The sequence below is a fragment of the Nonomuraea sp. B208 genome, from assembly GCF_057536035.1.
Map to the genome: position 1 here is coordinate 93,627 of NZ_BAAJOU010000033.1, position 11,800 is coordinate 105,426.

The 11,800-nt window shown below is 75.0% G+C and carries 6 protein-coding genes; 2 read left to right on the plus strand and 4 right to left on the minus strand.

Going from position 1 to position 11,800, the window contains the following annotated elements:
* Window positions 1–99: 99 nt before the first annotated feature.
* On the plus strand, window positions 100–3,204 hold the full coding sequence (locus AC27IY_RS45840; RefSeq protein ID WP_423452550.1) for an ATP-dependent helicase: 3,105 nt from the start codon (window positions 100–102) through the stop codon (window positions 3,202–3,204).
* Window positions 3,198–6,488 carry an ATP-dependent helicase gene (locus AC27IY_RS45845; protein WP_487181809.1) on the plus strand — a complete coding sequence of 1,097 codons (3,291 nt, stop codon included), beginning with the start codon at window positions 3,198–3,200 and terminating at the stop codon, window positions 6,486–6,488. Before AC27IY_RS45840 ends, AC27IY_RS45845 begins: the two co-directional genes overlap by 7 nt.
* Here the strand turns inward: AC27IY_RS45845 and AC27IY_RS45850 are convergent.
* From AC27IY_RS45850 to AC27IY_RS45865, 4 genes are read right to left on the minus strand one after another with little or no spacing between them, the layout of a single operon-like run.
* Window positions 6,448–7,524 (minus strand): type III PLP-dependent enzyme domain-containing protein, encoded by a 1,077-nt coding sequence (locus tag AC27IY_RS45850; RefSeq protein ID WP_487181810.1) that lies wholly within the window; start codon window positions 7,522–7,524, stop codon window positions 6,448–6,450. The genes AC27IY_RS45845 and AC27IY_RS45850 overlap by 41 nt on opposite strands.
* On the minus strand, window positions 7,521–9,059 hold the full coding sequence (locus AC27IY_RS45855) for an IucA/IucC family protein (RefSeq protein ID WP_487181811.1): 1,539 nt from the start codon (window positions 9,057–9,059) through the stop codon (window positions 7,521–7,523). Before AC27IY_RS45855 ends, AC27IY_RS45850 begins: the two co-directional genes overlap by 4 nt.
* The gene (locus AC27IY_RS45860) at window positions 9,060–10,538 is read right to left on the minus strand and encodes an IucA/IucC family protein (RefSeq protein WP_423452554.1); all 1,479 of its coding nucleotides are present in this window, start codon (window positions 10,536–10,538) and stop codon (window positions 9,060–9,062) included.
* On the minus strand, window positions 10,535–11,680 hold the full coding sequence (locus AC27IY_RS45865) for an ATP-grasp domain-containing protein (protein WP_487181812.1): 1,146 nt from the start codon (window positions 11,678–11,680) through the stop codon (window positions 10,535–10,537). Before AC27IY_RS45865 ends, AC27IY_RS45860 begins: the two co-directional genes overlap by 4 nt.
* Window positions 11,681–11,800 lie beyond the last annotated feature (120 nt).

Genomic DNA, 11,800 nt, shown 5'->3' on the forward strand with positions numbered 1-11,800 from the left:
GGCACGATCTACCCCTGTGGTCTGGTGGAATCTAGTGCTGTGAGTGGTCAGACCTGGCGCCTGGTACGACGTGGCAACACCGCCCCTGATGTGCCCCCTGTGCTGGACGAGCATCAGCGTGCCGTGGTCGGGCATCCCGGCGGCCCGCTGCTCGTGCTCGCCGGTCCTGGCACCGGCAAGACCACCACGATCGTCGAGAGCGTCGTCGACCGCATCGAGCGGCGCGGCCTCGACCCCGAGCGGGCGCTCATCCTCACCTTCAGCCGCAAGGCCGCCGAGGAGCTGCGCAGGCGTGTCACCGCCCGGCTGCGCCGCACCACCCGCACCCCGCTCGCGATGACCTTCCACTCCTACGCCTACGCCCTGCTGCGCCGCGAGGCGGTCCTCGCCGGCAAGGCCCCGCCGCGCCTGCTGACCGGCCCCGAGCAACTGCTGGAGATCCGCCGCCTGCTCCACGGAGAGCTGGAGAACGGCGCGCCCGACTGGCCGGCGTCGCTGCGCGAGCCGCTGCGCACCCGCGGCTTCGCCGAGGAGCTGCGCGACTTCCTGTCCCGGGCCAACGAGCGCGGGCTGGACGGCCCCCGCCTGGTCGAGCTGGGCCGCCGCCACGGCCGCCGCGACTGGGTGGCGGCCGGCCGCTTCGCCGAGCGCTACGAGGACCGCTTCGACCTCGACCCGGAGGAGACCTTCGACTACGCCGAGCTGGTCGGCGCGGCCTCGGCGCTGCTGGCCAGGCCGGAGGTGCGGGCGCGCGAGCGGGCCGCGCACGAGGCGGTCTTCGTGGACGAGTACCAGGACTCCGACCCGGCCCAGGAACTGCTGCTCCACCACCTCGCGGGCGACGGCCGCGACCTGGTCGCGGTGGGCGACCCCGACCAGTCGATCTACGGCTTCCGCGGCGCCGACGTCCACGGCATCATGGGCTTCCCGCAGCGCTTCCGCACCCTCGACGGCCGCGACGCGCCCGTGCTGGCCCTGCGCGTGTGCCGCAGGAGCGGCGCGGGCCTGCTGCGGGCCAGCCGCCGCCTGGCCGCCAAGCTGCCCGTCGCCCCCGGCTTCGACCACCGGCACGACCACCGCGACCTGGTGCCGGTGCCCGGCCTGCCCGAGGGCGAAGTACGCGTGCTGCTGGCCGACAGCACCAGCCAGGAGGCCGCGATCGTGGCCGACACGCTGCGCCGCGCCCACCTGATCGAGGGCGTGCCGTGGCACCGGATGGCGATCCTGGTGCGTTCGGCCAAGCGGCAGGTGCCGCTGCTGCGCCGCGCGCTGACCAACGCCGGCGTGCCCACGATGATCGCCGGCGACGAGGTGCCGATCGCGCAGGAGCCGGGTGTGCGCCCGCTGCTCACCGTGCTCAAGGTCGCCCTCGACCCGGCCCTGCTGGACGAGAACGTGGCCGAGGAGCTGCTGACCGGCCCGCTCGGCGGCACCGACATGATCGGCGTACGCCGCCTGCGCCGGGCGCTCAAGATCGCCGAGAACGAGGCGTCCGAGCAGGGCGAGGCCCGCTCGTCCGGCGAGCTGCTGGTCGCGGCCGTGCGCGACGCCCGCGAGCTGACCAGGATCGAGCCGCACGTCGCGCTGCCCGCCGAGCGCGTGGCGCGGCTCCTCGGCGTGGCGAGGGAGTCGGTCGCCTCCGGCGGCACCGCCGAGGACCTGCTGTGGGCCGTCTGGGACGCCGCCGGGCTCGCCTCCCGCTGGAGCGACCTCGCCATGTCGGGCGGTCCACGCGGCGCGCAGGCCGACCGCGACCTCGACGCCGTGGTGGCCCTGTTCGACCAGGCGGCCAAGTTCGTGGACCGCATGCCCAAGGCCGGCCCCGAGGTCTTCATCGACGACCTGGCCGCCCAGGAGATCCCCGGCGACACCCTGGCCGAGCGCGCCCCCGACGGCGACGCCGTACGCGTGCTGACCGCCCACCGCGCCAAGGGCCTGGAGTGGGACGTCGTCGTGGTCGCGGGCGTGCAGGAGGGCGTCTGGCCGGACCTGCGGCTGCGCGGCTCCCTGCTGGGCGTGGAGGACCTCGTCGAGACCGTCGAGGGCGGCGAGCCCAACGCCGCGTCCCTGGTCTCCAAGCTGCTGGCCGAGGAGCGCCGGCTGTTCTACGTGGCCGCCACGCGGGCCAGGCGCAGGCTGGTCGTCACCGCCGTCGGCGGCGAGGACACCGACGAGCGTCCCTCGCGGTTCCTGTCCGAGCTGGCCCCCGGCGAGGTCGAGACCGCCACCGTGGACGACCGCGCCCGCTGGCTCAACATGTCCGCGCTGGTGGCCGACCTGCGCAGCGCCGTGACGGACCCGACGAAACCGGCCAAGGTCCGCAGGAAGGCCGCCAGGCAGCTCGCCCGCCTGGCCGCCGCCGGCGTCCAAGGCGCCCACCCCAACGACTGGTACGCCCTCACGCCCATGACCGACGACCGCCCCCTGAGCTGGCCCGAGGGCGTCGTCAGCATCTCGCCGTCGGCGGTGGAGAGCTTCACCAAGTGCGGCCTGCGCTGGCTGCTGGAGACCGCCGTCGGCGCGGCAGGCACCAGCACCGCCCAGGGTCTCGGCAACGTCATCCACGCCCTGGCCGTGCTGGCCGCCACCGACCTGCCGAGCGAGGACCTGCTGGGCGAGCGCCTCGACCAGGTCTGGCACGAGCTGGACTTCGGCGGCACCTGGTACAACCGCAAGCAGCGCCAGGTCGCCGAGCAGATGATCGGCAAGTTCCTGCGCTGGCACAAGGAGAACCCGCGCGAGCTGGTCGCGCTGGAGGAGTCGTTCACCGCGACGATCTCCGAGGGCGTGCAGATCAAGGGCCGGGTCGACCGCGTCGAGCGCGACTCCGACAACCGGGCGGTGATCATCGACCTCAAGACCGGCGGCTCCAAGCCGAAGGCCGGCGAGCTGGACCGGCATCCGCAGCTCGGCGTCTACCAGCTCGCCGCGCTGCTCGGCGCCTTCGCCAGGCACGGCATGACCGAGCCCGGCGGGGCCGCCCTGGTGCAGCTCGGCAAGGCGGGCGGCAAGAACGACGCACTGGAGCAGCGCCAGGGCGCGCTGGCCGACGACGCCAACCCCGGCTGGGCCGCCGACCTCGTCGACACCGTGGCCACCGGCATGTCGGGCCCGTTCTTCCAGGCCAAGGTCAACGACGGCTGCCGCACCTGCGCGGCCCGGTCGAGCTGCCCGGTCAACGACAACGGGGGCCAGGTGTGCTGACCCCCGCCGAACTCGCCGAGAAGCTCGGCGTCCTTCCCCCCACGAGCGAGCAGGCGGCGGTCATCGAGGCGCCGCTGGAGCCGATGGTCGTCATGGCCGGAGCCGGCTCGGGCAAGAGCGAGACCATGGCGGGACGGGTGGTCTGGCTGGTCGCCAACGGCCTGGTCAAGCCCGCGAACGTGCTGGGCCTGACGTTCACCCGCAAGGCCGCCGCCGAGCTCGCCACCCGCGTACGCGAGCGCCTGACCGGGCTGGCCGAGGCGGGCCTGGTCGACCCCGGCGCGCTCGACGACGAGCCCACGGTCTCCACCTACCACGCCTACGCCGCCCGCCTGGTCACCGACCACGCGCTGCGCGAGGGCCTGGAGCCGACGATGCGCCTGGTCACCCCGGCCGTGTCGTGGCAGCTCGCCTCGCGCGTGGTCGCCGCCTACGACGGGCCGATGGACCGCGTCGAGCTGGGCCCGCCCTCGGTCACCGCGGCCCTCCTGGAGCTGGCGGGCGAGCTGTCGGAGCACCTGCGCGGCCCCGACGACGTACGCGAGGTGGGGGAGCGGCTGCGCGAGTGGCTGGGCCGCGTGCCCGGCCGCGCCACGCTCGCGCAGCGCCGTCCGCTCGCCGTGCAGGCGGCCAGGGAGCAGCTGCTGCCGCTGGTGGAGGCGTACGAACGGCTCAAGCGCCGCAGGGAGGTCATCGACTACGGCGACCAGATGGCCCTCGCCGCCAGGATCGCGGCCCGCCACAAGGAGGTCGGCGAGATCGAGCGCGAGCGCTACGCGGTCGTGCTGCTCGACGAGTACCAGGACACCAGCCACGCCCAGCTCGTCCTGCTGCGCTCGCTGTTCGGCGGCGGTCACCCGGTGACCGCCGTCGGCGACCCCTGCCAGTCCATCTACGGCTGGCGCGGCGCGTCCGCGGGCAACCTGCGCCGCTTCGCCCGCGACTTCCGCACCGCCGCGGGCGATCCGGCCCCCGTACGCCAGCTCAGCGTCAGCTTCCGCAACGGCGACCGGGTGCTCGACGTGGCCGCCCGCGTCCAGCTCCCGCTGCGCATGGAGGCGCGCGAGGTCCCGGTCCTGGTGCCGGGTCCCAACCGGGTCGAGCGCGGCCGGGTGACCTGCGCCTTCCACGAGACCGCCGAGGACGAGGCCACGTGGGTCGCCGACGGCATCGCGAAGATCCTCGGCCAGGAGGTCGCCCCCGACGGCCTGCCCTGGGGCGACAAGGAGCGCAAGAAGACCCTCGCGCTCCAGCCCCAGGACGTCGCGATCCTGGCCCGCCGCCGCTCCCAGTTCCCGGCGCTGCGCCGGGCGCTGGAGGAGCGCGACATCCCGGTCGAGGTGGTCGGCCTCGGCGGCCTGCTGACCGTGCCCGAGGTCAGCGACATCGTCGCCACCCTCCGCGTGCTCTACGACGCCACCGCGGGCGACGCGCTCGCCCGGCTGCTGGCCGGGCCGCGCTGGCGGATCGGCCCCGCCGACCTGCGGGTGCTCGGCGAGTGCGCGCGCGAGCTGGCCCGCGAGCTGAGCGAGAGCGAGCGCGCCACCGACCCGCTCGACCAGGTGGTGGCCGACCTCGCCGAGGAGCGCGGCAGCCTGGTGGACGCCCTCGACGAGCTGCCCGACCGCGAGGAGTGGCTGGCGGCGTTCTCCCCGCTGGCCCGCACCCGGCTGGTCGCGCTCGCGCACGAGCTGCGCCAGCTCCGCGCGCACGCCGCGCAGCCGCTGCCCGACCTGATCACCGAGGTGGAGCGGAGGCTCGGCCTCGACATCGAGGTGGCGGCCCGCAGCGGCACGGCGGGCGCGTTCGCGGCGCGGGCCGACCTCGACGCCTTCATCGACGCGGCCTCCCGCTTCGCGGGCGACGCCGAGGACCCGACGCTCGGGGCGTTCCTCGCCTACCTCCAGGCGGCCGAGAGCGAGGAGTTCGGGCTGGAGGCCGGGCGGGTCGGCGAGAGCAACAGCGTCAAGCTCATGACCGTGCACGCCTCCAAGGGCCTGGAGTGGCCGGTCGTGGTGGTGCCGGGGCTGTCGCAGCTCGTCAACTCCAAGGGGCACGTCTCGACCGGCAGCGTCTTCCCCGCCTCGCCGGTCATGAACAGCCGGTGGACGGAGAACCCGCGCAAGCTGCCGTACCCGCTGCGCGGCGACGCCGCCGACCTGCCGCGGCTCGGCGGGCTCGGCAAGGAGGACCTCGCGGTCTTCGACGAGCTGTGCCGCGAGCGGGACCTGACGGAGGAGCGCAGGCTCGCCTACGTCGCCGTCACCCGCGCCCACTACCACCTCATCGCCTCCGGCTACCGCTGGGGCAGCGCCACCAAGCCGCTGGAGCCCTCGGAGTTCCTGCTGGAGATCCGCGACACCGCCGACCGGGTCGCCGTCTGGGCCGGCGGCCTCGCCGAGGGCGCGGCCAACCCGCTGCTCGCCGAGCCCGCCGAGGCCGTCTGGCCGGTCACGCCCGAGGGCCTGCGCTACGAGTCCGTGCTCGACGGCGCCCGGCTGGTCGAGGACGTCCTGTCCGGAGCGCTCGGCGAGGACGACGACGAGGACGACGAGCCCGTACGCGCCTACGAGCAGGAGCGCATGCGGGCCTGGGAACGCGACACCGACCTGCTGCTGCGCGAGCGCGAGCGGCACCTGCGCCGCCCGCCCACGATCGTCGAGCTGCCCGCCAAGCTGACCGTCTCGTCGCTGGTCACCCTGGCCGCCGACCCGCGCGAGCTGGCCCGCAGGATCCGCCGCCCGGTGCCGGTCAAGCCGGCGCCGCTGGCCAGGCGCGGCACCTCGTTCCACCGGTGGCTGGAGACGCGCTGGGACCAGCAGCGGCTCATCGACGACTTCGAGCTCTACGACGAGCTGGAGCCGGAGGAGGCCGACGTGCGCCTCGCCGAGCTGCAGGAGCGCTTCGAACGCAGCGAGTGGGCCGACCGGCGACCGGTGGACCTGGAGGTCCCGTTCGAGACCATGATCGGCGACCGGCTGGTGCGCGGGCGCATGGACGCGGTCTTCGCCACGCCGGACGGCGGCTACGAGGTCGTCGACTGGAAGACCGGGCAGCCGCCGCGCGGCAAGGCGGCGAAGGCGGCGTCGGTGCAGCTCGCGGCCTACCGGATGGCCTGGTCGCACCTGGCCGGGGTGCCGCTGGAGCGGGTGGGCGCGGCCTTCCACTACGTACGCGCGGGCCGCACCGTCCGCCCGGTCGACCTGCTGGACGAGGCCGGGCTGGTCGCGCTCGTGGAGAGCGTCAGGAACGAAGATGACGGAAAGCCGGCTTCGGGTGCATGAGGAAGTCGTGGTGTGAGATGTTCCAGGCGTAGGCGCCGGCCATCGCGAACACCACCGTGTCGCCGATCCTGAGCGAGGCCGGCACGGCGCGCGCGAAGACGTCCTTCGGCGTGCAGAGCTGACCGGCGAGCGTCACGGGCTCGTCCGTCACGCCCGGCCCCGCGCCCGTCGGCAGCACCTCGAACGGCTGGTCGTGGCCCTTGGTCACCGGCGTACGCAGGTGGTGGGTGCCGCCCAGCAGGATCGCGTACGCCTGGCCGCGCACCCGCTTCACGTCCACCACCCGGGTCACGTAGTAGCCGCAGTACGCGGTCAGCGCCCGGCCCGGCTCGATCCGCAGCCGCCGCCCTTTCGCGAGGGCCCGCAGGCCCGCGCCGTAGGCAACCCAGTCGAAGCGGCGCTCCGGCTCGGCGTACGACACGGCCATGCCGCCGCCGAGGTTGACCTCCTCGTGCTCGGTGTCGAGCAGCCGCGCGGCCAGGCGCAGGAGCTGAGAGGCGTCCAGGCCGCTGGCCAGGTGTGCGTGCAGGCCGCGCAGCCGCAGCCGCCCCCCGAACAGCGGCAGGCACTCCGCCACGCCCGCCTCGTCCATCCCGAACGGCCCGCTCATCGTCAGCGCCGCCCCCTCGACCGGCAGGTCAGGGTTGATCCGCAGCAGCACGTCGGCGGGCAGGCCGGTGGCACGCAGGCGGCGCAGCTCGTTCGGGGACTCGACGTGCAGGCGGTGGTGCGGCAGCCGCAGCTCGGCGTCGGTCTTGCCGGGCCCGCCGAGCGCCACCGGCATCGCGGGGAACAGGCCGGTGACGTGCGCGTGCTCGCCGCCCGACGACACCTCGAACCCGTCCACGTGCCCGGCCAGCACCCGCAGCAGCTCGGCGTCGGGGTTGGCCTTCACGGCGTAGTACAGCTCGACGCCCGCGAGCGCCCGCCGCACGGCCGCGGCGTGCGCGTCGAGGCCCGGCAGGTCGTAGACATAGGCCGGTGCCGGGAGCGCGGCGGCGGACTCTCTGACCCGGCCGGGGATCAAGGGGATCACGCGAGCGGGTTCGCGATCGGCACGTACCCGGCGGCGCGGTCGGCGGCTCGCGCCCAGCGCACGCCCAGGTTGGCCTTGGCCGGCAGCGGCGCGCCCGCCAGCAGGTCGGACAGCGGCAGCGGCCGGCCGAGCGCGTCGGCCTGCCCGGCGATCAGCTCGCGGGCGGCCTCCCACAGCGTGCGCAGCAGCGCGTCGTCGCGCCCGGCGACGGCCGCCGCGATCTCGGTCAGGTGGTTGACCAGCAGGCAGTAGACGACCCGGGCCCAGCCGCGCCCGGCGTCGTACGTCAGCGCCGCCGCCACCTCGGGCCGCACCCCGGACAGGTCGTGCCGGCCCGCGACGAGCTTGGTCCCCTCCAGGTCGCGGAAGACGGCCTGGGCGGGCATCCCGTCGCCGTCCAGCCCGACGAGGACGTTCTGCAGGTGGGGCTCCAGGACCACGCCATGCGCGAAGAACAGCTCCAGCACCGGCAGCGCGACCTTCACCACGTACGCCCGCCACCAGGCGAGCGGCCCAGCAGGCGACTCGGCCGGCCGCGCGTCCAGGGCGAGCGCGGCGGCCAGCACCGGCGTCACCCCGGGGTCGCACACCTCCCACGGGCTCCGCCTGACGATCACGCCCAGCTCCTCGGGATGCCGGGCGGCCGTGCGGTAGCCGGGCTCGGGCAGCCACCGGGTGGCCGGGTGCGCCGCCGTGACCCGCTCGAAGACCGGGCCCAGGCGCGTGGTCAGCTCCACCGCGCCGGCCAGCTCGTACCAGGCGTTCTTGCGCACGCAGTTGGTGATCCGCACGTCGAGGGAGAACTTCAGGCAGACTCCCGCGTCCGGGACGTAGAGCGTACGCACCGACGACGTCGGCACCGCCTCGGGGCCGGGGCCGAGGTCGATCAGCTCGTCCCCGTCGAGCGCGGGCCGCAGCAGGTCGAGCTGCCACGGGTGCGCGGGGAGCAGCAGGTAGCCGTCCGGCGCGCGGCCCAGCCCGTCCAGCGCCCCGACCTCGCCCTCCTCGATCGTGGTCGGCGCGCGCACGCCCAGCAGCCGGAGCGGGAACGCGGCGTGCGCCTCCGGCGCGTAGCGCAGCCAGCCGTCGCCGCCGCGCGCCTTCGGGCTCGGATGGAACGGGTGCCCGTACACCAGGGACTGCTCCGAGGCCAGCCACGGGTCGGCGGGCGGCTCGGCCGCCGCCCTGGCGCGCAGGATGGCCGCGACCGCGTCCCTGCTGGCGGCGACCTGTCCGGCGAACTCGCCGTTGTGCCCGCCGAGCTCGGCCTGGACCAGCTCCACCAGCTCGGCCGTGGTCAGCGGACGCCAGGCCCCGGCGTCCAGGCGCTCGGCGGGGCCGTCGAAGCGCAGGGCGGCGCCCCCGTACGTACGCACCCGCAGCAGCGTCCCCGCGACCCGCAGCAGCAGGTTCGGCGGCGCCGGCCACACCAGGCCGCGCGGCCCGGCCACCTCCCGGACGCAGCAGCGCAGCAGCGCCGCCAGCGTCGCCTCCTCGGCCGGCGCGCAGGGCGCGTCGATGGCCGGTCCGGGCATTCAGGCTCTCCTCAGGTAGTTGGGGCCGCTGGTCCCGTAGTGCTTGTTGACGTCGCGCGCGCCGGTGCGCCACTTGGGCGCGAGCGTTCCCGCGGTGACCATGGACTTGCCGGTCAGGCGGACCGCGTCGAGGGTCCTCGCGCGTAACAGCCGGGCCATGGGGTGGTCGCCGTGCTCGTCCAGCGCCTCGGCGAGGCTGTCGCGCAGCAGCGCGGCGGCGCGGGCCGGCGGCAGCGTCCCGAACGCGACGGCGGCGGCCGACAGGTGCAGGGTGATGGTGACGAACACGTCGGCGAGGGCGTGCGGGTCGTCGGTCAGCATCCGCTCGTCGGCGAACGCCGGCGCCTCGATCCCGGCCGCGCGCAGCCGCGACGGCGACGCCAGCAGGCCGTCGTTGTCCTTGACCAGCAGCTTCAGCTCCTCGCCCTGAAGGACCAGGGCCAGGTTCTGCTGGTGCGCCTCCAGGGCGACGCCGTAGCGGACGAACAGCTCGACGTTCCAGCGCAGCAGCAGCCGCAGGTAGGCGGGGACGAGGTGGCCGAGGTCCACACCGGGCGCGGTGAGCGCGGCCACCGGCACGATCGTGCCCTCGGGCAGCCGCCGCACCATCCAGGCCAGGTGCTCGTCCCCGGTGGCCGCGTAGGTCTGCTCGTCGGCCAGCAGGACGTCCGGGCCGGCCAGCCGCCGCAGCAGCGTCTCCGCCCGCGCGCCGTCGGCCAGCGAGCCCGGCTTGATCGAGCGCCGGTTGCGCAGGCCGAGCGTACTGATCGGCAGGGGCAGCTTGAGATGCGTACGCGCATCGACCTCCACCGTCCGCATGGACAGCGTCGGCCGCACCTCCAGCGCTTCCTCCTCCAGCACCCGTACGCCGTCGATCTTGCGTACATGCTCGACGGCCAGCGGATGCACGGGGAACAGCACCCCCTCGGGACGGACGCCGGGCGGCGTGAGCTCGGCGGGCAGCGACGCCGCCGAGCCCGGCGCGAGCAGGTCACGCGGCGCCACGGCCCACCGCAGGAGGAACCGGGGCCCGAACTCCGGCGCGTACGCCAGCAGCTCCTCCTCCGACAACCCGACCCGCGCCCGCGACGTCGGGTAGACCGGATGGTCCGCCAGCGCCGCCAGCGTCTCGTACGAGGGCCCGCCCCGCAGCACCTCCGCCGCGTGCGCGTCCATCAGCTCCAGCCCCGCGAGCGCCGCCAGGCACTCCTCGAAGAAGGCCGCGACGCCTTCGGAGTCGGCCGGGTCGGCCACCTCCACCAGCGTCTCCAGCACCTGCTCCAGCCCCAGCCGCTCGTCCCCGGCCACCACGAAGTCCTGGAACAGCAGGCCGGGCTCCAGCCGCGCCCATCGCCCGTCGGCCAGCAGCAGGCCCACGCCGTCCTTGGTGCGGGTCACCCGCCCGGCCAGGCCGCCGTAGTCCTCCCGCAGCAGCGCGTTCAGCACCCGGGCGGCCAGGTAAGCCTCCCGCTCGCTCATCCGACCACCCACGGCCGGGCCGCCTGGTACGCGGTCACCGCGGCGTCCACCCGCGCCCTCGAGGGCCCGACCGCCCGGATGACGCCCAGGTAGTCGCGGTTGGTGCCGGTGACGGAGACCTGGTCGCCTTCGGCGCGCAGCGGGCGGTGCCAGAGGCGGACGCCGTCGCGGTCGACGTACTCGTCGGCGGGGGCCTCCTTGACCGTTCCCGGCCGGTCGGCGACCACGCTCACCGCGCAGCCGTGCCCGGCCGGAGCCGGCCCGGCCTGGGGCAGGCGCTCGCCGAGGTGTGTCCGCAGGATCCACTCGAACAGCGGGATGCCGAGCACGTCGGCCAGCAGGAAGTCGCAGGTGTCGCCGATGACGCGGTAGTTGATCTCGATGATCCGCGGGCCCGCGGCGGTCAGGGCGTACTCGGTGTGGCAGGCCCCGAACCCGGCGCCGAGCGCCCGCAGCGCCGCCAGCACGTGCTCGGCGGCCCCGTCCTGCGGCGGGGCCCAGTCCAGGCGCTCCTCGACGAAGTGCGGCAGCGGCCCGAGCCGGGTCTCGAACCCGCCGAGCACCCGCACCTCCGCGCCGTCCCCGAGGGTCTCCAGCGTGCGCAGCGGGCCCTCCAGGTACTCCTCCACGACGAGGGCCTGGCCGGGCCGCCGCCGCCGCGCCTCGGCGACGGCCCCGGGGAGGTCCTTCTCGACGAGGACGACGTCCTCGCTGGCCACGCCCTCCCTGGGCTTCAGCACCACGGGGAGGTGCCACCCCTCCGGTACGGGATCGCCGGGCGCGAGCCGGGCGGACCTGACCCGCTCGATCCCGGCCTCGCGCAGCGCGCGGCGCATGAGGAACTTGTTCTTGGCGGCCAGGCAGGCCCGCCAGTCCTTGCCGGGCAGCCCGAAGTAGTCGGCCGCGAGCGCGGTCTCCGCCTGCAGGTGGTCGGAGTTGGAGAAGATCGCGTCCGGCTGGCCGAGCCGCTCGACCGTGTCGATCAGGGCGCGGGGATCGCGGACGTCGCAGGCCACCGCGCCGGGATGCTGCTCGGGCCGGTCCGTCAGCACGGTCACCTCGCAGCCCAGGGCACGCGCGGCGGGCAGGAAGCCGGCGGTCACCGAGTCGGTCGGTTTGAGCGCGGTGAGGTAGAGCCGCAACGTCGAGGCACCCCCGGAATCAGGTAAGGCTAACCTAACCCGATGATCTTAGCCGGAGCGCGGACGGCGGCGGGCCCGAATCGGCGATCGGGCGCTGACCCGCGAGGTCATAGGATGACA

Bases quoted from the DNA above. Each gene is read 5' to 3' on its own strand.
- AC27IY_RS45855 (WP_487181811.1), bottom strand. From the start codon at position 9,059: ATGCCCGGACCGGCCATCGACGCGCCCTGCGCGCCGGCCGAGGAGGCG.
- AC27IY_RS45860 (WP_423452554.1), bottom strand. From the start codon at position 10,538: ATGAGCGAGCGGGAGGCTTACCTGGCCGCCCGGGTGCTGAACGCGCTG.